The organism is Actinospineispora eucalypti (genome assembly GCF_039543365.1).
In the GTDB taxonomy this organism is placed as follows: Bacteria; Actinomycetota; Actinomycetes; order Mycobacteriales; family Pseudonocardiaceae; genus Pseudonocardia; species Pseudonocardia eucalypti.
In genome coordinates this window covers 200,939-227,418 of sequence record NZ_BAABJP010000020.1, presented here as the reverse complement: position 1 = coordinate 227,418, position 26,480 = coordinate 200,939, and the positions used below count along the sequence as shown (strand labels likewise).

The following is a 26,480-nucleotide window of genomic DNA, read 5'->3' as shown; positions in this document are numbered from 1 at the left end:
GCGGCCGCGGGCCGGCCCGGCGCCGCCGTGAGGCCCGCGCTGCCCGCCGGCGCCCGCTGGGCGGAGGAACTGGTCACCGCGCCGGCGGAGCTGCGCGACTGGCTCGCCGCCGCGTTGGCCGGGGTCGTGGTGGTGGACGACCTGCCCGCCGCCGAGCGGGTGATAGCCGCGCTGGCGGCCGAGCTGCCCTCGGCCCGCGCGGTGACCGCCGACGGCGACGTGGTCGGGGTCGGCTGGGCGCTGGGCGGCTCGGCCCGCGACCAGAGCGCCATCGAGGTGCGGGCGGCCATGGAAGACTCCGCGGAGTCGGCCGAGGCGGTGGACGCGAAGCTGGAGCGGCTGCACGCCGCGCTGGACGGCGCGCGGGCCGAGGAGGCCTCGCGGCTGGCCGACGTGGAAGCCGCGCAGAAGGCGCAGAGCGAGTCCGACGCCCGCCGGGCCGCGCTGTCCCAGCGGATCGGCCGGGCCGACCAGGCGGTGCGTTCGGCCATCGCCGAGGCGGACCGGCTGCAGCGGCAGCGCGACGAGGTGGAGGCCAGCCGGATCGAGGCGCTCGGCGCGCTGGACGAGGCCGAGCAGCGCCTGGAGGCCGCGCAGGGCGAGCCGGTGGAAGAGGAGCCGGACACCGAGGAACGCGAGGTGGCTGCCGAGCGGCTGGCCGAGGCGCGCGCCGAGGAGATGGAGGCCCGGCTGGGCCTGCGCACGGCGGAGGAGCGGGCCAGGGCGATCGCCGGGCGCGCCGAGTCGCTGCGCCGGCGGGCCCGCTCGGAACGCGAGGCTCGGGCCAGGGCGGCCGCCGCGCGGGCGGCCCGGGAACGCGGCGCGGCGATAGCCGAGGCGGTCCGGGCGGCCGGCGAGACGGCGTTGGAGCGGCTCGAGCTGTCGCTGGCCACCGCTGAGGCGGAGCGCGAGTCGGCCCGGGAGGCGCGGGACTCGGGGGAGGCGGCGGTCACCGAGTCCCGCACCCGGGTGGGCCGGCTCTCCGGCGAGCTGGAGCGGCTGACCGACGCGGTGCACCGGGACGAGGTGCTGCGCGCGCAGTCCCGGTTGAAGGTGGAGCAGCTGGAGACCCGGATCGCCAGTGACTTCGGGATGGGGCTGGCCGAGCTGGTCGCCGAGTACGGGCCGGAGGTCGGCGTGCCGCCCGGCCCCGGCGAGCTGGCCGAGTACGAGGCGGCGAAGGAGCGCGGCGAGGACGTCACCGCCCCGCCCCCGCTGCCGTATGACCGGGCCACCCAGGAGCGGCGGGCCCAGCGAGCGCAGCGCGACCTGGCCCAGCTGGGCAAGGTGAACCCGCTGGCGCTGGAGGAGTTCGCCGCGCTGGAGGAGCGGTACCGGTTCCTGTCCACCCAGCTGGAGGACCTGAAGGCCACCCGCCGTGACCTGCTCACCGTGGTCCGTGAGGTGGACGACAAGATCCTCGAGGTGTTCGCCACCGCGTACCACGACGTGGCGCGCGAGTTCGAGATCGTGTTCCGCACGCTGTTCCCCGGCGGCGAGGGCCGGCTGGTGCTGACCGACCCGGACGACCTGCTCACCACCGGCGTCGAGGTGGAGGCGCGCCCGCCGGGCAAGAAGATCAAGCGCCTGTCGCTGCTGTCCGGCGGGGAGAAGTCGCTGACGGCGGTGGCCATGCTGGTGGCCATCTTTCGCGCCCGCCCCTCGCCGTTCTACGTGCTGGACGAGATCGAGGCGGCCCTGGACGACGCCAACCTGCGCCGCCTGATCGCCCTGTTCGAAGAGCTCCGCAACACCTCCCAACTGATCATCATCACCCACCAGAAGCCGACGATGGAGGTCGCCGACGCCCTCTACGGCGTCAGCATGCGCGGCGACGGCATCACCACCGTCGTCTCCCAACGCCTCCGAGGCGTCCCCACCTCCGCCTGACCCCCACCCGCCGATTCAGTCACTTCAGCAGGGTGGTTCAGTCACTTTGGGCGGTGTCGAGGCCGTAGTCGCCGAGCCCGCGCTCCAGGCGCTCGAACGCCTCCCGGGACGCCTCCGCAAGGGCCGCGTACACCTGGTCCGCGCCCTCCCCGGCCAGGCTGCGCCGCAGCGCCTCGGTGAGCAGCAGCCGCTCGGTGGCGACCAGCTGCGCCGCGACCAGCCGGGGGGTGAGACCCGCGTCGCCGGTCTGCTCGGCGAGTACCCGGGCCAGCGCGTCTTCCGCCTGCTCGTGGATCTCCCGCAGGCGCGCGCGCAGGGCGCGGCTGCCGAACAGCATTCCCGCCCACTCGACACTGGAGAAGCCGAGGGTGGGATCCCTGGTGGCCAGCCGCGCGGCGTACCCGGCGCGGGCGGCGGCCAGCACCGACTCGCCGGGGGCGCGCCGCTCCACCGGGGCGGCGACCGCACTGACCAGCTCCTCGTGCCGGTCGAGGGCCAGATCCTCCTTGCGCGGGAAGTAGTTGGTGACCGTCATCTTGGCCACCCGTGCGGCGGCGGCGATCTCGGCGATCGTCACGTCCTCGAAGCCCCGCTGCATGAACAGGCGGGTGGCGGCGGACGCGATCGCGTCGTGCGTCTCGCGCTTCTTCGCCGCGCGCAGGCCCTGCACGGTCTCCACGGCGGCCACGTTAGCACTGAACCTAAAAATTGATGCGACATAAACTTAGGTCAAGCCTAAGATGGTGACCGTGACCGAAACAACCAAGCTCACCCGCATCGGTGCCGTGCTGCTGGCCGCCCCGATCCTGGCCAACCTGGACGCGACCAGCGTCGGGGTGGCCACGGAGGCGCTGGCGGGTTCCTTCCGCGCGCCGCTCTCCGACGTGCAGTGGGTGTCCACCGGGTACCTGCTCGCACTGGGCATGGTCATGCCGGTGGCCGGCTGGGCCGGTGACCGGTTCGGCGCGAAGCGAGTGTGGATCTTCGCGGTGGCCGCGTTCACCCTGGGCTCGATGCTGTGCGGGCTGGCCTGGTCGCTGCCGTCGCTGATCGGCTTCCGGTTGGTGCAGGCGATCGGCGGCGGCCTGATGAACCCGGTCGGCCAGGCCATCCTGGCCCGGGTGGCCGGGCCGTCGCGGATCGGCCGGCTGATGAGCATGCTGAGCATTCCGGTGGCCTTCGCGCCGGCCGTCGGGCCGATCCTGGGCGGCGTGCTGGTGCACGAGCTGGGTTGGCGGTGGATCTTCTTCGTGAACCTGCCGGTGTGCCTGGTGGTGCTGCCGTTGGCCGCGCGCCTGGTGCCCGCCGGGGAGGGCACCGGGGACCGCGCGCAGCGGCTGGACCTGCTCGGGCTGGCGTTGCTCTCGCCCGGCATGGCGGCCCTGGTCTACGGGCTCAGCTCGGCGGCCGACGGCGGGTCCCCGATGGCCGTCTGGTTGCCGGTGGCCGCCGGCGTGGCGCTGGTCGTGGGATACCTGGTGCACGGGCTGCGCGGGAAAGGCGTGCCGCTGATCGACCCCCGGCTGTTCGCCCGGCGCGGGTTCAGCTCGGCCACCGGGACCGCGTTCCTGCTCGGCGCCTCGCTGTACAGCTCGATGCTGCTGGTCCCGCTGTACTACCAGCGGGCCACCGGCGCCGGGGTACTCGCCGCCGGCCTGCTGCTGGCCCCGCAGGCGGTCGGGGCGGCGTTCGGCGCACTGGTGGCCGGCCGCTGGTCGGACCGGTCCGGCCCTCGCCGGGTGGTACAGCTCGGGCTGGGCCTCGCCATGCTCGGCACGGTGCCCTTCGCGCTGCTCGGCGGCGGGCCGTTTGCGCTGCTGGGCAGCGGGCCGTTTGCGCTGCTCGGCAGCGGGCCGGCCGCCTCGGTGCCGGCCTGGCTGCTCTCCGGTGCACTGGTGCTGCGCGGCATCGGGCTGGGCGCGGTGATCGGGCCGAACGTGGCCGCCGTGTACACCTCGGTGACCCGGGAGCAGGCCTCCCGGGCGGCCAGCGCGGTGACCGTGGTGAACCGGATCGGCGGCTCGCTCGGCACCGCCGCGCTGACCGTGCTGCTGCAGGCCGAGTTGGCCGCCTCGGCCAGCCCGGCGGCCGCGTTCGGCCACACCTTCGCCTGGTCGCTCGCGCTCACCGCGCTCGCGTTCCTGCCCGCCGCACTCCTCCCGCGCAGGCAGTGACCGCGCCCGGATGCCAGGATGGCGCGCGTGATTGACGTGACGTGGATCGTGGTCGGCGCGGTCGTCGCCGTGCTGCTGCTCGCCCTGGTGATCGGCCTGGTCTTGGCCAGGCGGCGGCGGGTGAGCCTGGGCGACGAGGACCGGCAGCCGAGCCGCCCGGCCGGCTACCAGGGCACCGGCCAGATCAGTTTCTCCTCGGGAACGGCGGTCCAGGAACGCCCGGACACCGCCGAACCGGAGCCGGCGCCGAGCGGACCCGAGCCCGTCGCCGTTTCCCCGGAACCGGTCACCCCCGAACCGGTCACCCCCGAACCGGTCACCCCCGACCCGGTCGCGACCGAACCGGCGCCGGCCGCGCCGAAGGAGGAGATCCTCCCGGCCGAGGGCCGGCTGGAACGGCTGCGCGGCCGGCTGGCCGGCTCCCGGTCCGCGTTCGGCCAGGGCCTGATCGGCCTGCTCGGCGGCGGCGAGCTGGATGAAGCCTCCTGGGAGGAGGTCGAGGACACCCTGCTCCTGGCCGACCTCGGCCAGGAGACCGCGAGCGAGCTGATCGGCAGGCTGCGCACCGAGATGGCGGCCAAGGGCGTGCGCACCCCGGAGCAGGCCAGGGGAGTGCTCCGCCAGGTGCTGGTCGAGGCGCTCAGCCCGGGCCTGGACCGCTCGGTGCGGGCGCTGCCGCACGAGGGCAAGCCGGCGGTGGTGCTGGTCGCCGGCGTGAACGGCACCGGCAAGACGACCACCACCGGCAAGCTGGCCCGGGTCCTGGTGGCCGGCGGGCGGACCGTGGTGCTCGGCGCGGCCGACACCTTCCGTGCGGCGGCGGCCGAGCAGCTGGTCACCTGGGGCGAGCGGGCCGGCGCCGAGGTGGTGCGCGGGCCGGAGGGCGCCGACCCGGCCAGCGTGGCGTTCGAGGCGGTCAAGCACGCCGGCGAGGTGGGCGCGGACGCGGTGCTGCTGGACACCGCGGGCCGGCTGCACACCAAGACCGGGCTGATGGACGAGCTGGGCAAGGTCAAGCGGGTGGTGTCCCGGCACGGCGAGGTGGACGAGGTGCTGCTCGTGCTGGACGCCACCACCGGGCAGAACGGCGTGGTGCAGGCCAAGGTGTTCGCCGAGGTCGTGGACGTCACCGGGATCGTGCTGACCAAGCTGGACGGCACCGCCAAGGGCGGCATCGTGTTCCGCGTGCAGCGGGAGCTGGGCGTGCCGGTGAAGCTGGTCGGGCTGGGCGAGGGACCGGACGACCTGGCGCCCTTCGAACCGGCCGCCTTCGTCGACGCCCTGCTCAACTGACCCGGCCCGGACACCTTCGGCCGCGAATGGGTGTGCCGGCTTCGGGTGGGGCAAGGGTCGGCGGGTACGGGTGCGCCAGGGTCGCTGGCCTGGGGAGACAGCGCCGCGTGATCCACATCAACCTCGTGGCCGTTTTCGGCGCTTGGGAGGTGCGTGAGGTTGATGTCGATCTTCGTTCAGGTGGGCGGGCGGCGGTCTAGAGATCGCTTGGACGGCCTGGCGGGCGGTCTCCCGCGGCTTGACGACGGCCCGTTGCGTTGCGGCCCGGTCTCCCGCGGCTTGACGGCCGTCTGCTGCGTTGCACCCTGACCTCCGTGCTTGTTACGGACCGTGTTCAGCCTCCGAGAGGTCGAAGGGCACGCATTCACCGAGTGCTGGCTCAGCCCGGTCACCTTCATGATCAAACCGGACTGATCCAGCGCTCGACGAACGGAGGCGACGCGGAACCGTTCGGGAGCCATGCCGGCCATCACGGTGCGCAACGAAAGCACCGTCCGCGCCCCGACCAGACGCAACAGGCCGCACCCGAGCCACGGGAGACCGCCCAGCCGCGCCGTCCAAGCCGATCTCTAGACCGGCACCCGCCCACCTGAACGAAGATCCTCACGCACCTCCCAAGCGCCGAAAACGGCCACGAGGTTGATGTCGATCACCACCCGGCGCGGATTGTCGAATAGCGGGCCCCGCGAGACCGCCGCGTCCCGGCTTGATGTGCGGCGGCGGATGGGCAGCTGTAGCTCTGCGTGGAGATGTGCAACCAGTACACCGTGTGAGGGGCCTTTAACCTGCCCGTAACTGACTGAGAAGGGTCGTTCACGCCCGCGCAACATTTAGCGACTCTCAGCGAAACATCCCTTGTCGATTCTCTTGGCCAACCTGGCTGACAGGAGGGCCGATAACGGTGATCAACGCAGGGAGTACCACCTGGGTGCTGGTGAGCGCTGCGCTCGTCATGCTCATGACCCCGGGGCTGGCGTTCTTCTACGGCGGCATGGTCCGCAGCAAGAGCGTCCTCAACATGTTGATGATGAACTTCATCGCGCTCGCGGTGGTCGGCGTGCTCTGGACGCTGTACGGCTTCAGCCTGGCGTTCGGCAACGACGTCGGCGGCGGCCTGCTCGGTGGCCTGGACTTCGCGGGCCTGGGCAACACGGTCGGCAAGCTGGCCGGGTTCGCCGCGACCACGGCGACCCCGCCGGTGCCGTGGCCCGGCCCGGACGCCATCCCGCTGCTGGCGTTCTGCATGTTCCAGCTGATGTTCGCGGTGATCACGCCGGCGCTCATCTCGGGAGCGATCGCGGACCGGGCCAAGTTCTGGGGCTGGACGCTGTTCGTCGCGCTGTGGGCGACGATCGTGTACTTCCCGGTCGCGCACTGGGTGTTCTCGTTCGACGGGTTCATCAGCGCCGACGCGCTGGGCGGCTGGATCGCCAACGCCACCCACGGCCTCGGCGCGCTGGACTTCGCCGGTGGCACCGCGGTGCACATCAACGCCGGTGCGGCCGGCCTGGCGCTGGCCATCGTGCTCGGCAAGCGGCGGGGCTGGCCCCGTGAGCCCATGCGGCCGCACAACCTGCCGTTCGTGCTGCTCGGGGCCGCGCTGCTGTGGTTCGGCTGGTTCGGCTTCAACGCCGGTTCCGCGCTGGCGGCGGGCGACCTGGCCGCCGTGGCGTTCACCAACACCATGATCGCCACCTCGGCGGCGGTGCTGGGCTGGTTGATCGTCGAGCAGATCCGGGACGGCAAGCCCACCACCCTGGGTGCCGCGTCCGGTGCGGTGGCCGGCCTGGTGGCGATCACCCCGGCGGCCGGTTACGTCGGCCCGCTCGGCGGGATCGCCATCGGCTTCATCGCCGGCATCTTGTGTGCCCTCGCGGTGGGCCTGAAGTACAAGTTCGGCTTCGACGACTCGCTGGACGTGGTGGGTGTCCACCTGGTCGGCGGTCTGGTCGGCACCCTGCTGATCGGGTTCTTCGGCACCACCAGCGTGAACTCGCTGAGCGTCGACGGCGTGTTCTACGGCGGCGGCTTCGGCCAGCTGGGCAAGCAGGCCATCGCGGCCGGCACGGTGATGGTCTACTCGTTCGTGATCAGCCTGGTGCTCGGGTTCCTGATCAAGGTGACCATCGGCTTCCGGGTGGACGCCGAGGCCGAGACGACCGGCATCGACGAGGCCGAGCACGCGGAGACCGGGTACGACTACTCCACCCTCGGCGGGCGGGCCAGTGGTGGCCTCGGTCAGCACGCGGTCGGCGGCGTCAACAAGGTAACCGCAAGCGCCACTAAGGAAGGCTGAGCGGAGATGAAGCTGGTCACGGCGATCGTGAAGCCGTTCGTACTGGAGGACGTGAAGGGCGCCCTGGAGCAGATCGGCGTGCTGGGCATGACGGTCAGCGAGGTGCAGGGCTACGGCCGGCAGAAGGGGCACACCGAGGTCTACCGGGGCGCGGAGTACTCGGTGGACTTCGTGCCCAAGGTCCGGGTCGAGGTGGTCGCGGACGACGCGCTCGCGGAGAAGGTGGTGGACGCGGTGACCGAGGCCGCGCGCACCGGCAAGATCGGTGACGGCAAGGTGTGGGTCACGCCGGTGGACACGCTGGTCCGGGTGCGCACCGGGGAGCGCGGTTCGGACGCGGTCTGACCAGGAACGTTGACGAGGCAACCGCCCGGGACGCGGCGGGGTGGTCGCGGTGGCCCCATTGGGTGAATCCGCGACCACCCGGTCGCGCCCGGGCGGCCGGCCGAGTGTGATCAATCCACTCGCGGACCCTCGGAGGCGAATGTGATCAATGCGGGCAGTACCACCTGGGTGCTGGTCAGCGCCGCGCTGGTGATGTTGATGACCCCGGGCCTGGCCCTGTTCTACGGCGGCCTGGTGCGGACCAAGAGCGTGCTCAACATGATGATGATGAGCTTCGTCTGCCTGGCGGTGGTCGGAGTGTTGTGGATGATCTACGGCTACTCGCTGGCGTTCGGCAACGACGTGGGCGGCGGCCTGCTCGGCGGCTTGGAACACGTCGGGCTGCGTGACGTGTCGACGCTGGTCGGCCCGGAGTCGGACAAGATCCCGCTGCAGGTGTTCGCGATGTTCCAGCTGATGTTCGCGATCATCACCGCCGCGCTGCTCGCCGGCGCGATCGCGGACCGGGCCAAGTTCTGGAGCTGGATCGTCTTCGTCGCCCTGTGGGTGACCGTCGTCTACTTCCCGCTGGCTCACTGGGTGTTCGCCTTCGACGGGTTCGCCGGCCCGGACAGCAAGGGCGGGTGGATGGCCAACGACCTCGGCCTGCTCGACTTCGCCGGCGGCACCGTGGTGGAGATGAACTCCGGCGCCTCGGCGCTGGCGCTGGCCCTGGTGCTGGGCCGGCGGCGGGGCTGGCCGAAGGACCCGATGCGCCCGCACAACATGCCGAACGTGCTGCTCGGCGCCGGCCTGCTGTGGTTCGGCTGGTTCGGTTTCAACGCCGGCTCCGCGCTGGCCGCGAACGCGGTGGCCGCCAACGCCTTCACCACCTCGATGGCCGCCTCCGCCGCCGCCGTGGTCAGCTGGCTGGTCTACGAGCAGGTCACCGACGGCCGGCCGACCTCGCTGGGCGCCGCGTCCGGCGCGATCGCCGGGCTGGTGGCCATCACCCCGGCCTGCGGTTTCGTGGACACCTGGGGCGCACTGGTGATCGGCGCGGTGGCCGGCGTGGTGTGCGCGCTGGCGATCAAGCTGAAGTACCGGCTCGGCTACGACGACTCGCTGGACGTGGTCGCGCTGCACGGCGTCGGCGGGCTGCTCGGCACGCTGCTGATCGGGTTGTTCGCCACTGCGGCGGTGAACCCGGCCGGCAAGGACGGCCTGTTCTACGGGGGTGGGCTGGCCCAGCTGGGCAAGCAGGCGGTGGCCACCGCGGTCACCGTGTGCTACGCCTTCGGGGTGAGCCTGCTGCTCGCCTGGCTGGTGAAGGTGACCATCGGGTTCCGGGTGGACCGGGAGGTCGAACACACCGGCATCGACGAGGCGGAGCACGCGGAGAGCGGTTACGACCTGTCCACGCTCGGCGCCACCACCGGCCGGGGCAACGCTGGAATCGGTGTTGAATTCAGGGCTACACAGGAGGGCACCGACCGATGAAGCTGGTCACGGCGATCGTGAAGCCGTTCGTACTGGAGGACGTGAAGGGGGCGCTGGAGCAGCTCGGCGTGCTCGGCATGACGGTCAGCGAGGTCTCCGGCTACGGCCGGCAGAAGGGCCACACCGAGGTCTACCGGGGCGCCGAGTACACCGTGGACTTCGTGCCCAAGATCCGGGTCGAGGTGGCGGTGGACGACGCCCAGGCGGAGAAGGTGGTGGACGCCGTCGTGCGCGCCGCACGCACGGGGAAGATCGGCGACGGGAAGGTTTGGGTGACCCCGCTGGATACCGTGGTAAGGGTGCGCACCGGCGAACGCGGCCAGGACGCGCTGTAGGACGGATCGTGGGAACCAACGGGGGGATCGCCGACGACCTGGTCCGGGCCCGGGAGGCGCTGCTCTCCCCGGGGCCGGGCCAGCGGCGGCTGGCGCCGGAGGCGCTGCGCGGGGCGCTGGTCGACCTGCACGACTTCTGGCTGGCCTCCCGCGCGGCCGCGATCGGGCTGGCCGAGGGGGCGGCACTGGTCGCGGTGGGCGCGCTCGGCCGCCGCGAGCTGGTGCCGCACTCGGACCTGGACCTGGTCATGGTGCACGACTTCGGCAAACGGGCCGGGGCGGGCACCGACGCGGACCGGCTGGCCGAGGCCCTGTGGTACCCGCTGTGGGACGCCGGCATCGGGCTGGACCACTCGGTGCGCACGCCGGGGCAGGTGATGCAGGTGGCGGCCACCGACCTGCGCGCCGCGCTGGGCCTGCTGGAGGCCCGCCACCTGGCCGGCGAGCAGGCGCTGTTCGACAAGGTGAACGGCGCGGTGCGGCAGGCCTGGCGGGCCGGAATCCGCAACCGGTTCAACGAGCTGGTGGAGTTCACCAACGACCGCTGGGTGCGCAACGGCGACGTGGCGCACCGGGTGGAGCCGGACCTGAAGAACGGCCGGGGCGGGCTGCGGGACGTCTACCTGCTGGATGCGTTGGCGGCGGCGCAGCTGGTGGACCGGCCGGGTGCCGATGTCGCCGCCGCCCGCCTGCTGCTGCTGGACGTGCGCACCGAGCTGCACCGGTCCTCCGGGCGGGCGCGGGACGTGCTGCGCGCGGAGGACGCCGACGAGATCGCCGGCCAGCTGGACATGGGCGACCGGTTCGACCTGATGCGCGCGCTGTCCGGCGCGGCCCGCACGGTGGCCTACGCGGTGGACACCAGCCTGCGCGCGGCCAAGGGCGCCATGCCCCGGCGCGGCCTGGCCGCGCTGCGCCGCGCGCCGGTGCGCCGCCCGCTGGACGAGGGCGTGGTCGAACACGCCGGCGAGGTCACCCTGGCCCGCGACGCCAGCGCGGCCAAGGACCCGGCGCTGGTGTTGCGGGTGGCCGCGACCGCCGCGCGTACCGGGATGCCGATCGCCGCCGGGACCCTCACCCGGCTGGCCGACACCGCCCCCGAGCTGCGCACCCCGTGGCCGCGCGCGGCCGTGGTGGAGCTGCTTTCGCTGCTCGGTGCCGGGCGCTCGCTGGTGAACGTGGTGGAGGCGCTGGACCGGGGCGGGCTCTGGGGCCGGTTCTTCCCGGAGTGGGGCGCGGTGCGGGACCTGCCGCCCCGGGACCGTGCGCACGTCTGGACGGTGGACCGGCACCTGGTGGAGACCTCCGCGCAGGCGGCCCGGCTGACCACCCAGGTGGCCCGGCCGGACCTGTTGCTGCTCGGTGCGCTGCTGCACGACATCGGCAAGGGCCGGGAGGAGGACCACTCGGTGGTCGGCGAGGGTCTCGCCCGCCAGGTGGGCACCCGCTTGGGCCTGCCCGACGCGGACGTGGACACGCTGGCCGCGATGGTCCGCCACCACCTGCTGCTGCCGGACACCGCCACCCGCCGTGACCCGGACGACCCGGCCACGATCTCCCGCGTGGTGGACACGTTGGGCAAGGATCCCCGGCTGCTGGAGCTGCTGCACGCGCTGGCCGAGGCGGACTCGCTGGCCACCGGTCCCGGGGTCTGGAGCCCGTTCAAACGGCGGCTGATGGCCGACCTGGTGGGCCGGTGCCGGGCGGTGATGAACGGCGAGGAGCCGCCCCGGCCCCGTCCGCTGGACCCTGCCGCCCAGGAGATGGCGGAACGGGCCGCCGACTCCGGGCGGGCAGGCGTGGTGGTGTTGTCGCCCGATCTGCCCGAGGCCGGCGAGGCGCCGGGCGAGGACGGCCTGTGCACCGTCCTGGTGACCATGCCGGACCGCCCCGGCACGCTCTCCCTGGCCGCCGGCATCCTGGCCCTGCACTCGCTGGAGGTGCACGTGGCCGAGCTCGGCTCGCACGGCGGCGTGGCGGTGGACACCTTCACCGTGTCACCCCGGTTCGGCCGCATGCCGGACCCGGCCGTGCTGCGGGAGAGCCTGGCCAAGGCGCTGGACGGCACGCTGCACCTGCCGGAGGCGCTGGCCCGCAAGGAGCGGGACTACGCGCAGCCCGCCGGGCCGGAGGACCGGGTGCCCCCGAGGGTGCTCTGGTTCGACGACGAGGCGACCGGTGCGGTGGTGCTGGAGCTGCGCGGGACCGACCGGATCGGCCTGCTGTTCCGGGTCGCGGCCGCCGTGGAGAGCTGTGCGGCCGACGTCCGCTGGGCCAAGGTGGAGACCCTCGGTGCTTCGGTGGTCGACTCGTTCTGCCTGGTCGGCCCGGACGGCAAGGCAACGCTGTCCCGGGCGCAGCGCCGCGCCCTGGAGGAAGCCGTACTCACCGCCGCCACCGGCTGAGCTGAGCTAGCTCTTCAGGTGGGTGCGGAACCACGCGGTGAGCTCGGCATCCACCAGCCTGGCCGAATCGGTCTGCGGGGCGGGTGCCTCGCCGGGCGGCTCGGCCAGGTTGTGCGCCACCCCGGGCAGGTTGACCAGGCGCACGGCGGTGTCGTCCGGGTAACCAGCGGCCAGCTCGCTGGCCAGTTCCTCGGCGGCTCGCTGGAGCGGCTCGGCGTCCTCCTGGCCGGTGAGCACCAGGAACGGGGGCGGGCCGCCGCGCGCGTCGCGCCGGGCGGCGATCTCCCCGGCCCGGGCCACGTAGTCCAGCCGGGTCGCGGCGGCCCTGGACCGCTCCGACCACTCGTAGGTGGTGCCGAACCGGACCTCGTTGGCCTCGATGATGCTGGTCAACCGGACGGCCGAGCTCACGATGGCGCCGGCCGCGACCGGCAGTGAACCGGTCGCCGCGACCTCCAGCGCCACCATGGAGCCCAGCGAGCCGCCCAGCACCCCCACCGGCCCGTCCGGGATGCCCAGCCGCGCCCGCACCTCGGCGACGGCGGCCGGCGCCTCCGCGCTGGCCTGTGCGCTGACCGGGGCGAACAGGTTGAGCACCGCGTCCTGGTAGCCGAGCCGCATCAGCTCGTCGAAACCGCCGGGCAGCGCGCGGCGGCCGGTCATCGGCAGGCCGAGGTACACCCGCCAGGCCGGCACCTCGCGCATGGGCAGCGCGGCGGCCATCGCGGCATCGGTGCACGGCGGGTCCATCAGGTGCCAAGCCACGATCAGGGGCGCATCGGCCGCGCCTCCGGGCGGGGGCAACGCCGTGTACGGCACACCGGCGGCGACGCCGGCGATCGGTTCGGTCATGCCGGAGAGTCCAGCAGGGACCCCCGACAGTTTCCAGCCGCTTTCGCCCCGGGGTCGCCGCTCGTCCCCGACAACCACCCGGACGGCTCATTCAGGAGGTTCATTCAGGAGTCCGCAATTTAGGCGATGGAACAAGTTTCCGGCGGCCTGACCGGCCGACCTATTGCCTGTCGCGAATACGGCGACCGAAATGGTCGAGTCCGTGTGCCCGCAATTTCCGCTTGTCGCGGGTGGTCGTCCGCTTAGCGCAGTGACCTGGTGAAACTGGTTCCATCGGCGCGGCGGGCGCCGGTCCGCCGTCACTTTCACATTGCCCGACCGCCCTGCGGCACTGAAATTCGCAAAGGTAAGGTTATGGCTGCGTACATTTTCGTTCGGTGACGCGCATATTCGCGCGCCGCGATTAAGCACATATAACGAAAAACTCGGGGGAAGCATGACCGGCGCAGCCGTTGACGTCGTCCACCAGGTGCGGGACCGCTACCTGAACCGCACACCGAACTCGCTGCGTCTGCACGGAGAGGCGAAGCGGTGGCTGCCCGGCGGGGACACCCGCACGGCCAACCACTTCGGCCCGTACCCGACCTTCCTGGCGCACGGCGCGGGGTGCGAGGTCACCGATGTCGACGGCAACCGGTACCTGGACTTCTGCAACAACATGAGCGCGGTCGTGCACGGCCACGCGCACCCGGACCTGGTGGCCGCCGCGAGCGCGCAGTTCAGCCTGGGCACCGCGCTCGGCGCCCCGGGCGAGGTCCAGCCGCGGCACGCCGAGCTGGTCTGCGCGCGGGTGCCTTCGGTCGAGCGGGTGCGGTACTGCAACTCGGGCACCGAGGCCGCCATGCTGGCGCTGCGGGCCGCGCGCACGGTCACCGGCCGTGACACGATCGTCAAGATCGACGGCGGCTACCACGGCATGCAGGGTGACCTGGAGGTCAACATGTTCGCCGGCATGCGGGCGCCGGCGAGCCCGCAGCCCGGCGTGCCGGACGGGTTTCCGCACCGGCGGGTGCCCCGCGGCGTGCCGAGGAACGTGGCCGAGGACGTGTTCGTCCTGCCGTACAACGACCTGAACGCGGCGGCCCAGCTCTTCCGGGCGCACGGTTCGCGGACCGCCGCGCTGATCGTCGAGCCGATGCTGGGCGTGGCCGGCGGCGTGCTCGGCGACCCGGACTACCTGCACGGACTCCGCGCGCTCACCGAGGAGCACGGCGCGCTGCTGATCTTCGACGAGTGCGCGACGTTCCGGGTGGGGCCGCTGCAGACGCGGTTCGGCATCACGCCCGACCTCACCGCGCTGGGCAACGTCATCGGCGGCGGTCTGCCCATCGGCGCGTTCGGCGGCCGGGCCGACGTGATGGCCCAGTTCGACCCGACCCGGCCCGAGCCCGTGTACCACGGGAGCACGTTCGGCGGGAACAACCTGAGCCTCCGCGTAGGCGTGGCCGCACTGCGCACGTACGGCCCGGCCGAGGTGATCAGCCTGAACGACCTGGGGGAGGGGCTGAACCGCCGGCTGTCGGAGGCCGGCGCCGAGGTCGGGGTGCGGCTGCGGACCAGCGGCGTCGGTTCGCTGACATACCTGCACTGGGGCGACGGACCGATCCGCGACGCGCTGGACGTCCGCGCGCTGCGCCTGAACGCCGGCAAACTCCCCGAGCTGCTACACCTCGAGCTGCTCAACCGAGGGATCTACCTACCCAGGACCGGCCCGGTCAGCCTGTCCATGCCGATGACCGAGGAACACACCCGAACCCTGGTCGACACCGTCCGGGACACGCTGACCACCCTGCGCCCGTACCTCGAGGAAAAACTCCCCCACCTGCTCACCGAGCCGACCTGATCATCGAAGCCGGTGCGCGGACCGGGGCGGCGGCCGGTTACGTTAGCCTCGCACGTGCCGGGGCGGTAGCTCAGCTGGTCAGAGCAGCGGACTCATAATCCGTCAGGTCGTGGGTTCGAGCCCCACCCGCCCCACCAAAGATCATAATGCCAGGTCAGGGCCGGTATGCCTAACCGGCCCTGGAGGCCAAGGCCCCTCCCTGCTCTGGCCAACTGAGCTACCGCCCCTCGCTCCAAACGCAGGAAAGCCCCTCCTGGTCACCGGTGGTCGGTGGTCGGTGCAGTGCTCCACACGTCACCGGACGGTAGGCCGCACACAGTGAGGCCCCGGTCCAGGTCAACCGTGAGCACGGCGTGCGTCAGGTTGTTGCTCTCCACCGTGACGTATCGGACCGCCTCGTTCACGACTCGGCGGGCTCTTCCGCCTCGGCGCGACGCTTCGCCTCGGTGGCGCGCTCCCACCAGACGCAAGGCCAATCCCGACGACACCAGGTTTCGGCGCACTGGGGACCGTCATCGCGCTGCTTGTGCTTGCTGAGGAGCCAAGGAGCGTCGCCCTGCTCAAGAAGCACCTGGACTACGTGCTCTTCGGCCTCGGCGTTCTCTAGATACTCGGAGTACGTGGGTCGACCCGGCCCGCCGACCAGCTCCACGACGGTTTTGTTCACGTTTGCTGACGTTAAGGTCCGGCCATCTTCCAACGGAAGGAAGTTGCGAATAGTTGCGATATCGATGGGTCGGTGCTCTGCGGTTTGGTCCGCGACCTGCGGAAGTCCGGGCGCCGGTCGGCGCAACCTGGCCATCGGGAGGCGAACGCGGTGCCATTGGCACGCTTGACCGGGCGGCGCTCGGGCGTGAAGATGACTCATGAGACCGCAACTCATCGCAACTTCCGGGACGGGTGGATAACCATGCGGCTAACGTTCATCGGCAAAGATCCGGAGTCGAACCCGACCGGCTCGCCTACGGTCTACCGCACGGAAAGGGACTCCTGGGTGGTGCAAGGATGGGTGGTCAATGATCCAGAAGCGTTGGCGCAGATGGATATACCCCAGGGTGAGACCTGCGTAGAGATCCCCGACCGCATGCTTCAATTTTTCAGGCAGGGAGAAAGTGGCATCGATAGCAGATGACGAGTTTGAGGAGCTGCTCCGCAACTTCAAGCGGGAGTCCATCCACTTGGAGACTCGGGACGCTTATGGCACGGCAGTTGAGCTACCCCACATGGCTAAATGGGCAGCGGGAGAGCCTGACGACCTGGAGTGGCTCCAAGGCTGGTGCTCAACACTGAAGAAGCACGTCAAGGCGGGTAAGCGCATCCGCCGTGCGCGGATCGTGTCGGAGCCACTAAGCGAATACCAGCGTTGGTCGTACGCGATTGCTCATCCGATGGTCGACGCGGGCGAGGATATCCGTTGGGTTCCTCGCCGCGGCGTCTCATCGATCGCTATGCCTGGTAACGACTTCTATCTCTTCGATGACCAGCTCGTGGTGTTCCTCATCTACGCGGGCAACGGCCTGGCGGTCGACAAAGTAGCGTCGTCGGACCCACACGACATCCAGCTTTGCCGATCGGCATTCGAGGCAGTCTGGAAGTTCTCGGTGCCTCACCGTGACTACCAACCCGTCTAGTTCAGCTAAGCAAGCGCAACAGGCGCTTGGCGTCCGTTTGCGAGACCTGCGGAAGGACGCCGGCCTAACGGCCCGGACGCTGGCCGAACAGACCGGACAGCACTTCACACGGGTGAGCAAGATCGAGAACGGCGTACAGTCACCCACTGACGACGACATTCGCGGCTGGTGCCGCGCCTGCTCGGCGGACGATCAGGTAGAGGATCTGATTGCCACCCTGCGAGCCGTTGAGTCGGCCTATCTGGAGTTCCGGCGTCAGAGCCGAGCCGGTATGAAGAGGGTCCTCGGAGCGCACACTTTGAAGCGCTACGAGCAGACCAAGGTGTTCCGCATCTACGAGCACAACGTCATACCCGGGCTGTTCCAAACGGCCGAATACTCGGCGGCCATGCTCTCCTTCTGGATCAAGTTCCTGGCTGTGCCCAACGACGTAGAGGAAGCGGTTGCCGTTCGCACCGAGCGGCAACAAGTGCTTTACCGAGGGGGTCATAGGTTCGTCGCCCTCATAGAGGAGCAAGCGCTGCGGACATGGTTCGGCACAGCGGAGACGCAAGCCGGCCAACTGGGCCGGCTGCTGGAGCTGATGTCCCTTCCGAATGTGTCCATCGGGATCATCCCGCTGATGACCGAGCGCCTGGCGGTCGGCTCTACGGGTTTCTGGATCTTTGATGATGACCTTGTGGTGCTGGAGACCCCGACCGCGAGTATCGAAGTTGCCCAGCCTCAAGAGGTCGACTTGTACGCCCGAATGTTCGAGGCCCTCAAGGCGGCTGCGGTGTACGGCCGCGACGCGAGGACCCTGATCGTCGCCGTACTTAACGAGCTGAGCTGAACCCAAACCGCAACTTAGGCGTGCTTGCTCCGACCTCTCAATCCGTCAAGGCTATAGCGAAGAGTCCGTACGGCTCATCGCTATAGGGGAATCGCGCCATGGGGCAAGTTGATCTAGCCGCGTGGTTCGCGGCGGCTGTGGCGTGGTTCAAGTCGAACGCGCCATTGTTCGAGGGGTAGCGCCATGGGGGGCAACGCTGGTTGCGGTTGTCGCTGCCTGGTATACCCGATCACAAGCGCGTTCGGCTAGGACGTAAGTAGGGCTTGCGGAGAAGCAAGTTGGATTGGCCGAGGAGCAAGCTAAGCAGGTGTTGAAGTCAACGCTGTCCAGGTTGATCCCGGCGGCCTCGCTGGCGCGGACGCCGGTGTCCAGGAGCATCCGGATGATCGCTGTGTCTCTACGTTCGAAGAACCCGGCGCCCTGGCAGGCGCCCAGTAGCTTCGTAATCTCCTCGGGGGACGGCACCGGTACCGGCTTCTCGGCCACGGCCGGAGGGGACATCTTCTCGAACGGGGACACCTTGGCCTCATGACCAGCGCGAACGATGTCCAGGGCCGCTTGATGCAAGTGCTGGCGGAGTGGATCGGTCAGCTCGGCGAAGCAACGCACGCACGGGTTGTGCCGGCGATCGAGGCGCTGGCGGAGGGCGGCCCCGGGCTGGGGTGGCCGCTCGTCGACACCTTCACCGGTTCGTAGATCCAGGATCTGAAGGAGCTGCGGCCGGGTGCGGCGCGGATCTTGTTCGCCTTCGATCAATGGCGGTCGAGCATGCTGCTGGTGGCGGGGGACCGGCGGGGATAGTGGAAGGGCTGGTACTGCGAGGCGATCCCGCTGGCCGAGCAGCGGTACGAGGTCTACACAACGGGGCGAGTGTCGCAGGTCGAGCAGGGCAAGGTTTCGGGCAACGAGATGCTGGCTCGGTACGCCGCTGCCTGCCGGCGGCCGGCTGCACCGGGCAGATTCAAGGTTTGCGCGGAGAATTTCGCCTTTCCGTTGTTGATCCATTGGCCTTTCATCGGCAGCCTCGATCAGTTGCTCGCCGGACGCGTCGCGCGTCGCGCGCCCTTGCAAATGTGATCAATCAGCGCCCGTTCAGCCTCAAATTCCTCATCTTTCTCAAGATCTTTCTTCCTGTCGTTGATGCCGGTAGCGTCGCCTCCCCTGGTGCCAAGATCTACCGACCGCCGAGAGCGAGGACAAGTGTTTCTGCTGGTTGCCGCAGCCAAAGTCGTCCCTTCTGGCGAACGCATCCTGTTCATACTCGGGGGACTCTTTGCTACCTGGTGGCTTGTAGTTGAGTACTGGTTCAAACGGCGAGTCGGAGGTCCCAAAGGCGGCGGGGAAAAGGAGATCGTGGGCATTCTGTGGTTTCTCGCGGCGGTCATCGTGGGAATCGCCATTGCAGCTCGAAAAGGGTAGACAGCCCCTTCGAACTCTTCGTTCGGTCATCGGTCTGGGCCTGTCGCCACGAGCGGCGTGCTCGGGCTCGCGCTGCTGATCTTCGTCGGCCTTCGGGCTGAGGCCTGGTGACGTTCTGAGACCACCGGTGAGGTGGTACTCAGTGCTCATGCCGCTGCGCGAGCTGATCGACTCGGATCCCGCTCTGGAGGAGCTGTTCGATCAGCCCGCGCCGGTGGCTTTCGAGCGCGAGGCGCCGGGCGGTGTGTTCGTGCGCCTCAGGCCAAGCGAGTGGTGATGTCCACCAGCTGGTCGACCAGGGTGGCCAGCTCGCCGTCGCGGCGAGCCTGCGGGGCGAGGCCCTGCTGGTCGAAGTCGGCGAACAGCGACAGCGAGACCTGGGCGCGCACGTCCCACATCTGGAAGTTGGCGACGATCTGCCGCCACTGCTCGACCGCCCGCACGCCGCCGTCGGCGCCGTAGGCGACGAATGCGACCGACTTGCCGACCCACTCGGGACCGATGCTGTCCAGAGCGTTCTTGAACGGTCCGGGCACGCCGTGGTTGTACTCCGGCGTGACGAACACGAAGCCGTCGCACGCGTCAACGGCCTGGCTCCACCGGGTGACCTCGGGCGAGTCGTAGTTCCGGTTCGCGGCGGCCGGGACCGTCTCCGAGGTCAGCAGCGGGACCTGGAACTCCTTCAGGTCGAGGATCTCGACCGAGACGCCCTCGCGGGTGGCGAAGGCCTGTTCGACCCACTTCGCCACCAGTTCGCCCTTGCGACCTTCGCGGATTGAACCGATCACAATTCCGATCTTCACGGTCGGCAGCCTACCGGTGCCGTCTCGGCCGGCGGCGTTGTGCACGCCGGGCATCGGCCGGGGCGGAGCGGTGGAGCTGGTGGTGAACCGGACCGACGACCCGGGCACCTGGACCTACGGCGAGGGCACCGTGCACCACTTCGCCTGGAACGTGGACGACCGGGAGAACCACGCAGAGACCAAGAACCAGCTGGAGCAGATCGACATCTGATCGGAGAGGAACCGATTCCTCCGGGGGCGGCCGAGGGTCTGTATTGCCGACGGACCCAACAACCCGGAGGTACTCACAATGCGCAAGCTCTTGGTCGGTTGCCTGGTCTCCCTGGACGGCGTGCACGGCGAGCCGCGGTCCTGGGTCGGGCAGTACTTCGACGACCGGTCGGCCGAACGGTCCCTGGCCCAGCTCGAACGCACCGACGCGATGCTGATGGGCCGGGTGACCTACGAGTACTTCGCCGGCTCCTGGCCGCTGGCCACCGGCGCCTACCCGGACAAGGTCAACTCGATCCGCAAGTACGTGTTCTCCTCCACCCTCGCCGACCCGGAGTGGACCAACTCGGTGGTGGTCGCCGGCGACCCGGTGGCCGCCGTGGCCGAGCTGAAACAACAGGGGGAGGGCGACCTGGTCGTCTACGGCTACGGGCGGCTCGCCCGGACCCTGCTGGAACACGGCCTGGTGGACCAGCTGGCGGTGACGGTCAACCCGGTGCTGGTCGGCGGGGGTGCGCCACTGTTCCGGCCCGGCGGAGAGCGGCGCGACCTGGAGCTGACCGAGGTCGATCGGGCCGACTCCGGCGTGGTGACGCTGGTCTACACGCCGCGATGAGCATCCTGGAGCACGTGTCGGACGAGTTCACCAGGCAGGCCGAGAGCTACCGGCGGGAGCTGCTGGCGCACTGCTACCGGATGACCGGCTCGGCCCAGGACGCCGAGGACCTGGTGCAGGAGACCTACCTGCGGGCCTGGCGCGCCCATGAGGGCTTCGAGGGGCGCTCGTCCCTGCGCACCTGGCTGTACCGGATCGCCACCAACGCCTGCCTCAACGCGCTGCGGCAGAAGGAGCGCCGGGCGCTGCCCAGCGGCCTGGGCACGGAGAGCGCGAGCCTGGACGACCCGGAGGCCGGCACCTCGGCCGCCTGGCTGGAACCCCTGCCGGACCTGGCACCCGAGGTCGGCGACCCGGCGGACATCGCCGCCGCGCGGGCCGGGGTCCGGCTCGCGCTGGTGGCCAGCCTGCAGCTGCTGCCGCCCCGCCAGCGGGCGGTGCTGATCATGCGGGACGTGCTGGCCTGGCCGGCCGCCGACGTGGCCCGGGCGCTGGAGCTGAGCGTGGTCGCGGTGAAGAGCCTGCTGCAGCGCGCGCGGAGCCGGCTGGCGGCGGTGGCGCCGGACATGGACGACGTGCTGGAACCCGACCACCCGAAGGCCCGGGCGCTGCTGGACGGCTACATGCGGGCGTTCGAGAACGCCGACGCCGCCGAGTTCGAGCGGCTGCTGCGCGCGGACGCGGTGCTGGAGGTCGTCCCGGGCGGCACCTGGTTCGACGGCAAGCGGGACTGTGTCGCGCTGCTGGTCCGCCACGTCACGCTGGCGGCGGGGGACTGGCTGACCGTGCCGACCGTGGCCAACGGGCAACCCGCGTTCGCGGGCTACCTCCGCGCCCCGGACGGCGGCCACCAGGGCTACGGCCTCGGGGTACTGACGGTGACCGAAACCGGGATTGCCAAGGTCAGCGTGTTCGAGGGCGTCGGGCACCTGATCCGTTTCGGTCTGCCGACGGCCCGATAGTCACGGTTACCTGACGTTTTATCAGCTACCGCACCGGTCCCAGTTCGAGCAGAGTTAAGCGGTTCGAACAAGAGTCGGGGTGGTGGGATGACGAGCACCTCAGCGGTACCGACGCCGGATTACCGGCCGAAACCGGTGGCGCGCGCGGTCGAGACGGTCGAGGGGCCGGACGAGATCGGCGCGCGGGAACAGCTGCGCTGGTTCATCACGCTCTGGGTGATGGCGCTGGCGGCGCACTACACGGACAACGATCCGCTGGGTGTGCTGACGGTGCTGGCCTACGGCCTGCCCGCGCTGGCCTACCCGGCCTCCCCGTGGGCGTTCGGCCTGCTCATCGCCGGGGCGGGGGTGACCGGTGCGGTGGCCTGGCCGACGGCGGCCAACCACAAGGTGGTCAGCCTGTTCATCGCGCTCGGCTTCGCCTCGGCGGCGCTGTACGTGTGGGCCACCCGCGACCGGCCGGGCACCAGCGGCAGCTTCCTCGTGCGGTGGCTGGCGGCGTCCCGCGCACCGGTGGCGATCACGCTGCTGGTGGTCTACGCGTTCACCGTCTTCCACAAGCTGAACACCGCGTTCCTGGATCCGGCGGTGTCCTGCGCCGGCCACCTGCTCGGTCAGCTGATCAAGTACAACGGGCTGCCGATCACGGTGGCCCCGTCGGTGGTGCTGGCCTCCGCGTACGGCACGTTGGCGGTCGAGACGACGATCCTGGTGCTGCTCGCGCTGCCCCGCACGCGGCGCTGGGGGCTGTTGCTCGGGGTGGGCTTCCACCTGGTGCTGGCCCCGGCGTCGTTCTGGGACTTCGCCACCATGGTGTTCGCGCTGTACGTGCTGTTCGTGCCGACCCGGGTGTTCGCCGAGCTGGCGCCCCGGTCGGACAACGTGCGGGCCATCGCGCTGGCCGGGTTCGGCATGCACCTGGTGGTGGCGACCGCCGTGTCGGCGGTCGGCGCGGTCGGCTTCTTCGGGGTGCGCTGGCACACGGTGATCGTGCTGTGCTGGTACGTCGCGGTGATTCCGATGATGGCCCAGCTGCTGCGGGCGTGTTTCGCGGACCGTGAGCGGTGGACCGGGTGGTCGCCCCGCCCGGGGGTGCTGCTGGTGGTGCCGCTGCTCGTGTTCGTCACCGGGGCGTCGCCGTACCTGGGGCTGAAAACGGTGAGCAACTTCTCCATGTTCAGCAACCTGCACACCGAGCCGGGCGTGGCCAACCACCTGCTGCCGGGGATCTCCGCCCTGCAGGTGCTGCCGTACGAGCGGGACCCGGTGACCATCACCGACATCGAGCTGTCCGCCGACCTCACCAACGTCACGGTGACCCAGCCGAGGTGGGCGCGGGAGAAGCCGCCGATCACCGTGCCCTGGCAGGAACTGCGCCGGATCGTGACGATCTGGCGGGAGGCCGGAGTGGAAACGGTCCGCCTCGAGTTCATCCGGGGCGGGGTGCCGCACTCGGTGCCGAACGCGCTCGCCGACCCGGAGCTGGCCGCTCCGATGCCGTGGTGGCAGCGGAACCTGCTGGCCTACCGGGCCGTCTCCTCGGCCGACGGATCGGACATCTGCCGCTGGTGATCCGGCGGTCCCACCCGCACCTGGGCTCTCCATCCGTCGCGCGGATGGACATGGGGCGCAACGACCACATGGCGGAAATCCGGGCCGGCCTCCGGGTCGGCCCGGGTGCGCGGGCCGTCCGTGGTGGCTGAGTGAGGCCGGGGCGGTTCGGCATAAGGCGGCGCGCCCGTTCGGAGCAATGGCTCACTCGGATGGCGGCGTTCGGCCCCGGTGGGAGCTGAGTGCGCGCTCAACGACGCTCGGCGGCCGATTACGTCGAGCGGTCAATTACTGTCGGTAAATGGTCGCTGGTCTAGTTGGGTGGTAGCGATGAGCGGGTGAGTGTCTCTTGGTCGACGAAGCCACGCGACGTATAACTACTGTTCCCTGTCACTCGAACGAGGGATCACGATCGTGTCTTCGCATGCCCCGCGACATAGCGCGGATCCGGAAACGGTGCCAATCGTTCTCGGTGAGCTGCTCGGTCGGCGGATGTCCGAACCGACCGGCACCGTCCAGGCGGCCGCCGCCGCGCGGCGCGTCTCGATACCGCTGCGGGCGTTCCGCCGGCCCGGACCGCCGCGCTTCCTGGACCGGGAGTCCGCGCTGGTCGCCGCCGTCCGTGCCGCCGGTGGGTCGAGCCCCTTCCCCCACCAGAACCTGGCTCGCAATGCGGGGGCGTTCCTGGCGGTGGGCTCCCTGGCCGCCGGCGCGGCCCTGTTCGGCTCCGAACAGCACGGCCCGGACAGCTCCAGCGCCCCCGATGGCGGCTTCCCCCAGTCCGGCATCTTCGGCCGGCCCCCGACCGACCTGCCCGGGCTGTTCGGCGTCGACGGTTCGCTGTTCGCCCTGCCCGGGGTCAACCCGGTGGCCTTCACCGCGCTCAACCAGGTACCCGGTGCGCCGGCGGCCGGGGCGGGCGCGCTGCCCGGGGCGCCGGGCGTCGGCATCCCGCCCGGTGGTGTTGTCACCCCGCCCGGAACCGGTGTCCCGCCCGGTGGCGGCACTCCGCCCGGCAGTGGGGTCCCGCCCGGTGGCGGAAACCCGCCGGGTGGTGGCACTCCGCCCGGTGGTGGGACCCCGCCCGGAGGGGGCACGCCGCCCGGAGGGGGCACCTCCGACGGCGGATCCGGTGGCGCGGTCGGCGGGCTGGCGAACGGCGTGGTCGGCGGCGCGGGTGGTGCGCTCGGCGGCGTGGTGAGTGGACTGGGGGACACCGTGGGCGGCCCCCTGGGCGGCACGGTGTCCGCGCTCGGCGACGTGGTGACCGGTACTACCGCGGTGCTCGGGAACACCCTGGACGCCACGGTCGGCGTGGTCGGTGCGACCGCGCAGGGTGCGGTCGGCGCGGTGACCGGGCTGGTCGGCGGGGTCGGCGGGACGCTGGGGCAGACCGTCGAGCAGGTCGGCGAGGCGTTGCCGGTGCTCGGCCCGGTGGTCGGGACGCTCGGCTCCACGGTCTCCCAGGTGACCGGCGGGCTGGCCGGCACGGTCCAGTCCACGGTCGGCGGGTTGACCGGTGGGCTGCTCGGCGGGCTCCCGTCCGCCGCGACCGAGGCCGCCACCGACGCCGCGACGAGCGCCGTTCAGGCGCCGCGCAAGGCCCTCGCGTCCGTGCCGGTCACCAGTGCGTCGGACGTCGTGGGCTCGGCCGGTACGGAGACCACCCGGAAGCTGGCGGACGCGGTGACCGCGCCGGTCGGCGGGTTGGTCGGCGGGCTGTCCGGCACGCTCGGCGGGCTTAGCGGGGGGTCCGGCCTGACCGGCGGGCTTACCGGGGGGTCGGGCCTGACCGGCGGGCTTACCGGGGAGTCCGGCGTGACCGGCGGGCTTACTGGGGGGTCGGGCTTGACTGGCGGGCTTACCGGGGGGTCCGGTGGCGCGGGTGCGGCTCCGTCGTCCAAGGGGTCGGCGCTGAGCAGCCTGACCCTGCCGATCGCTCCCTCGGATGCGGCTACTCCCGAGCAGAACGTGCGCTCCGAGGATCGAGGTTCGGAGCTTCTGCCGGGCCTGCTCCCGAATCCGTCGGCCGCTCTGGACTCGTCGAGCGCGCCGGGTTCGGTGACCCAGCCGGCTCCTTCGCTCCTTCCGGACCTCTCGCCCACGCCGGGTTCGTCCCTCGGGTCCTCCGGGGAGCCTCGGGTCGCCGACGCGCAGCCGTCGGAGCCGGTGCGGGACGCGTTGAACGGCCCGCTGAACGGGCTCGGCGACCTGCCCGGCCTCGGGTCGAAGTCGACGGAGTCGTCTACCGGCGCCGGTTCGAACGGCGTGGACTCCGGCCGCGGCGATTCGGGCCTCGGTGCACTCAACGGCGGCGATTCGGCCCGGTCCCTGCTCGGGAGCCAGCCGAAGACGCGCGAGTCGAGCCCGAGCTTGTCCGAGCGGAGCCGGGCGAGCCGCGGTGACTCGGGTCGCGTTGGTTCGAGCCGGAGTTCGGCCGAGCGGGCGGAGTCGAGCCGTAGCGAGTCGGGCCGGAGCTCTTTCAACCGGAGCGAGCGCTCAAGCCGGAGCGAGTTCGGTCGGAGCGAGCGGTCCAGTCGGAGTGAGCGGTCTGGCCGGAGCGAGTCGAGCCGGAGCGAAGGTTCCGGGCGGAGCGAGTCGAGCCGGTCCGGCCGGGGTGACTCGGGTGGCCGGTCCGGCGGCTCGGACGGCGGCGGCCGCTCGGGCGGTGGCAAGTCGCACGGCGGTGGCAAGTCGGACGGCGGTGGCAAGTCGCACGGCGGTGGCAAGTCGGACGGTGGTGGCAAGTCCGGCGGTGGTGGCAAGTCCGGCGGTGGTAAGTCCGGTGGCGGGCGGGGGCACTAGCCGCTCGCATCGGTCGGTCGGCCCCGGGCTGCGTTCGTTCACGGGCGCGGTCCGGGGTCGCCGCATGTCCGGGTAGTGGGTCACAAGCTGGTCGGGCCCGGCCCGCCGCCAGGAGCGGCCACCGAGGGTCGGCCGGGGCCGTTGCGTTTGGCGACCGATGCGGCTCTACCAGGCCCGATACATGATCAGCATGACATGGTGGCCGTTCCCGGGCGCCCGAAACGGCCCTCAGGTCATGTTGACCATGGCCTCGGTGGTCATCGGGCACTCAGTGCGGTACTGGCGGCGCCGAGTGGCAGTCGAGTGCTCTTTTAGATCATGGATCGGGGGACTGGGCTGCCGCTCGGTGAAGGCGGCGGGTCAGGTGGTCGCTTCGAGCGGGCGGTCGCGGTCGAGGGCGGCGAGCACCGATTGGAGCAATCCGGGGAAGCGGGCCTCCAGGTCGTCCCGGCGCAGCCGCACGATCCGCTCCCGGCCGACCAGCGTGGTCAGGGTCAGGCCCGCCTCGCGCAGCACCTGGTAGTGGTGCGACAGGGTGGACTTGTGCAGCTCGATGCCGGTGGCCACGACCCCGCAGTTGATCGGGCCGCACCGGCTCATCCGGCCGACCAGCTCCAGGCGCACCGGGTCGGACAGTGCGTGCATCACCTGGGCCAGCTGGATGTCCTCGGTGGCCGGGTGCCACAGCCCACGCATGTCGCCGCCTCTCGGCAAATGGTTGGAAGCTGCTCAAACCATC

The 26,480-nt window shown here is 71.0% G+C and carries 26 protein-coding genes and 1 tRNA gene; 21 read left to right on the top strand and 6 right to left on the bottom strand.

Features of this window, described 5'->3' with window-relative positions; translation table 11 throughout:
* Positions 1-1,890 (top strand): AAA family ATPase (locus tag ABEB12_RS21690; protein WP_345703022.1); only part of this gene is annotated, 1,890 nt, incomplete at its 5' end.
* Between the two features lie 37 nt (positions 1,891-1,927).
* Here the strand turns inward: ABEB12_RS21690 and ABEB12_RS21685 are convergent.
* On the bottom strand, positions 1,928-2,569 hold the full coding sequence (locus ABEB12_RS21685) for a TetR family transcriptional regulator (protein ID WP_185060290.1): 642 nt from the start codon (positions 2,567-2,569) through the stop codon (positions 1,928-1,930).
* A gap of 70 nt (positions 2,570-2,639) precedes the next feature.
* Between ABEB12_RS21685 and ABEB12_RS21680 the strand changes: the two genes are divergently transcribed.
* From ABEB12_RS21680 to ABEB12_RS21650, 7 genes are all read left to right on the top strand, one after another.
* Positions 2,640-4,064 (top strand): DHA2 family efflux MFS transporter permease subunit, encoded by a 1,425-nt coding sequence (locus ABEB12_RS21680; protein WP_345703021.1) that lies wholly within the window; start codon positions 2,640-2,642, stop codon positions 4,062-4,064.
* Between the two features lie 18 nt (positions 4,065-4,082).
* Positions 4,083-5,357: a signal recognition particle-docking protein FtsY gene (gene ftsY, locus ABEB12_RS21675; protein ID WP_185060292.1), complete on the top strand. Its 1,275-nt coding sequence runs from the start codon at positions 4,083-4,085 to the stop codon at positions 5,355-5,357.
* A gap of 901 nt (positions 5,358-6,258) precedes the next feature.
* Positions 6,259-7,653: an ammonium transporter gene (locus tag ABEB12_RS21670; protein WP_185060293.1), complete on the top strand. Its 1,395-nt coding sequence runs from the start codon at positions 6,259-6,261 to the stop codon at positions 7,651-7,653.
* Positions 7,654-7,659: 6 nt separating this feature from the next.
* Positions 7,660-7,998, top strand: a complete 339-nt coding sequence (locus ABEB12_RS21665; RefSeq protein ID WP_185060294.1) for a P-II family nitrogen regulator — start codon at positions 7,660-7,662, stop codon at positions 7,996-7,998.
* Positions 7,999-8,139: 141 nt separating this feature from the next.
* Positions 8,140-9,477 (top strand): ammonium transporter, encoded by a 1,338-nt coding sequence (locus ABEB12_RS21660; RefSeq protein WP_185060295.1) that lies wholly within the window; start codon positions 8,140-8,142, stop codon positions 9,475-9,477.
* The gene (locus tag ABEB12_RS21655) at positions 9,474-9,812 is read left to right on the top strand and encodes a P-II family nitrogen regulator (RefSeq protein ID WP_185060296.1); all 339 of its coding nucleotides are present in this window, start codon (positions 9,474-9,476) and stop codon (positions 9,810-9,812) included. The genes ABEB12_RS21660 and ABEB12_RS21655 overlap by 4 nt, the downstream gene beginning before the upstream one ends.
* Before the next feature lie 8 nt (positions 9,813-9,820).
* Positions 9,821-12,217 (top strand): [protein-PII] uridylyltransferase, encoded by a 2,397-nt coding sequence (locus ABEB12_RS21650; RefSeq protein WP_345703020.1) that lies wholly within the window; start codon positions 9,821-9,823, stop codon positions 12,215-12,217.
* A gap of 6 nt (positions 12,218-12,223) precedes the next feature.
* Here the strand turns inward: ABEB12_RS21650 and ABEB12_RS21645 are convergent, their stop codons facing one another.
* Entirely contained in the window at positions 12,224-13,069 is an 846-nt protein-coding gene (locus ABEB12_RS21645) for an alpha/beta hydrolase (RefSeq protein ID WP_185060298.1), read from the bottom strand.
* Between the two features lie 436 nt (positions 13,070-13,505).
* On the opposite strand from ABEB12_RS21645, the gene ABEB12_RS21640 reads away from it, so the two are divergent.
* Positions 13,506-14,912 carry an aminotransferase class III-fold pyridoxal phosphate-dependent enzyme gene (locus ABEB12_RS21640; protein WP_185060299.1) on the top strand — a complete coding sequence of 469 codons (1,407 nt, stop codon included), beginning with the start codon at positions 13,506-13,508 and terminating at the stop codon, positions 14,910-14,912.
* A gap of 59 nt (positions 14,913-14,971) precedes the next feature.
* Positions 14,972-15,049, top strand: a tRNA-Ile gene (locus ABEB12_RS21635).
* A 120-nt stretch (positions 15,050-15,169) separates the two neighbouring features.
* Here the strand turns inward: ABEB12_RS21635 and ABEB12_RS21630 are convergent.
* Both ABEB12_RS21630 and ABEB12_RS21625 read right to left on the bottom strand, forming a co-directional pair.
* Positions 15,170-15,316 (bottom strand): hypothetical protein, encoded by a 147-nt coding sequence (locus ABEB12_RS21630; RefSeq protein ID WP_185060300.1) that lies wholly within the window; start codon positions 15,314-15,316, stop codon positions 15,170-15,172.
* The gene (locus ABEB12_RS21625) at positions 15,313-15,579 is read right to left on the bottom strand and encodes a hypothetical protein (protein ID WP_185060301.1); all 267 of its coding nucleotides are present in this window, start codon (positions 15,577-15,579) and stop codon (positions 15,313-15,315) included. Before ABEB12_RS21625 ends, ABEB12_RS21630 begins: the two co-directional genes overlap by 4 nt.
* 445 nt (positions 15,580-16,024) lie before the next feature.
* Between ABEB12_RS21625 and ABEB12_RS21620 the strand changes: the two genes are divergently transcribed.
* The 6 genes from ABEB12_RS21620 to ABEB12_RS21595 all read left to right on the top strand — a co-directional run bounded on the left by ABEB12_RS21620 (position 16,025) and on the right by ABEB12_RS21595 (position 19,071).
* Positions 16,025-16,543 carry a DUF6879 family protein gene (locus ABEB12_RS21620; RefSeq protein ID WP_185060302.1) on the top strand — a complete coding sequence of 173 codons (519 nt, stop codon included), beginning with the start codon at positions 16,025-16,027 and terminating at the stop codon, positions 16,541-16,543.
* Positions 16,524-17,375, top strand: a complete 852-nt coding sequence (locus ABEB12_RS21615) for a Scr1 family TA system antitoxin-like transcriptional regulator (protein ID WP_185060303.1) — start codon at positions 16,524-16,526, stop codon at positions 17,373-17,375. Before ABEB12_RS21620 ends, ABEB12_RS21615 begins: the two co-directional genes overlap by 20 nt.
* A gap of 528 nt (positions 17,376-17,903) precedes the next feature.
* Complete coding sequence (locus ABEB12_RS21610; protein ID WP_345703019.1) at positions 17,904-18,071, top strand: hypothetical protein; 168 nt, start codon at positions 17,904-17,906, stop codon at positions 18,069-18,071.
* 174 nt (positions 18,072-18,245) lie between these two features.
* Positions 18,246-18,452 (top strand): hypothetical protein, encoded by a 207-nt coding sequence (locus ABEB12_RS21605; RefSeq protein ID WP_185061415.1) that lies wholly within the window; start codon positions 18,246-18,248, stop codon positions 18,450-18,452.
* Between the two features lie 123 nt (positions 18,453-18,575).
* The gene (locus ABEB12_RS21600) at positions 18,576-18,794 is read left to right on the top strand and encodes a hypothetical protein (RefSeq protein WP_185060304.1); all 219 of its coding nucleotides are present in this window, start codon (positions 18,576-18,578) and stop codon (positions 18,792-18,794) included.
* A 142-nt stretch (positions 18,795-18,936) separates the two neighbouring features.
* Positions 18,937-19,071, top strand: a complete 135-nt coding sequence (locus tag ABEB12_RS21595) for a hypothetical protein (RefSeq protein ID WP_345703018.1) — start codon at positions 18,937-18,939, stop codon at positions 19,069-19,071.
* On the opposite strand, the gene ABEB12_RS21590 is transcribed toward ABEB12_RS21595, so the two are convergent.
* Positions 19,052-19,597: an NAD(P)H-dependent oxidoreductase gene (locus ABEB12_RS21590; RefSeq protein ID WP_185060305.1), complete on the bottom strand. Its 546-nt coding sequence runs from the start codon at positions 19,595-19,597 to the stop codon at positions 19,052-19,054. The two genes, ABEB12_RS21595 and ABEB12_RS21590, sit on opposite strands and share 20 nt — an antisense overlap.
* A gap of 16 nt (positions 19,598-19,613) precedes the next feature.
* On the opposite strand from ABEB12_RS21590, the gene ABEB12_RS21585 reads away from it, so the two are divergent.
* From ABEB12_RS21585 to ABEB12_RS21565, 5 genes are all read left to right on the top strand, one after another.
* Entirely contained in the window at positions 19,614-19,808 is a 195-nt protein-coding gene (locus ABEB12_RS21585) for a VOC family protein (RefSeq protein WP_185061416.1), read from the top strand.
* Positions 19,809-19,886: 78 nt separating this feature from the next.
* A complete protein-coding gene (locus ABEB12_RS21580; protein ID WP_185060306.1) occupies positions 19,887-20,423 on the top strand; it encodes a dihydrofolate reductase family protein in 537 nt (178 codons plus the stop codon).
* On the top strand, positions 20,420-21,385 hold the full coding sequence (locus ABEB12_RS21575) for an RNA polymerase subunit sigma-70 (protein ID WP_185060307.1): 966 nt from the start codon (positions 20,420-20,422) through the stop codon (positions 21,383-21,385). The genes ABEB12_RS21580 and ABEB12_RS21575 overlap by 4 nt, the downstream gene beginning before the upstream one ends.
* 87 nt (positions 21,386-21,472) lie before the next feature.
* Positions 21,473-22,957 carry a hypothetical protein gene (locus ABEB12_RS21570; protein ID WP_185060308.1) on the top strand — a complete coding sequence of 495 codons (1,485 nt, stop codon included), beginning with the start codon at positions 21,473-21,475 and terminating at the stop codon, positions 22,955-22,957.
* 471 nt (positions 22,958-23,428) lie between these two features.
* The gene (locus ABEB12_RS21565) at positions 23,429-25,741 is read left to right on the top strand and encodes a hypothetical protein (RefSeq protein WP_345703017.1); all 2,313 of its coding nucleotides are present in this window, start codon (positions 23,429-23,431) and stop codon (positions 25,739-25,741) included.
* 360 nt (positions 25,742-26,101) lie between these two features.
* On the opposite strand, the gene ABEB12_RS21560 is transcribed toward ABEB12_RS21565, so the two are convergent.
* Positions 26,102-26,437: a helix-turn-helix domain-containing protein gene (locus ABEB12_RS21560; protein ID WP_185060310.1), complete on the bottom strand. Its 336-nt coding sequence runs from the start codon at positions 26,435-26,437 to the stop codon at positions 26,102-26,104.
* Positions 26,438-26,480 lie beyond the last annotated feature (43 nt).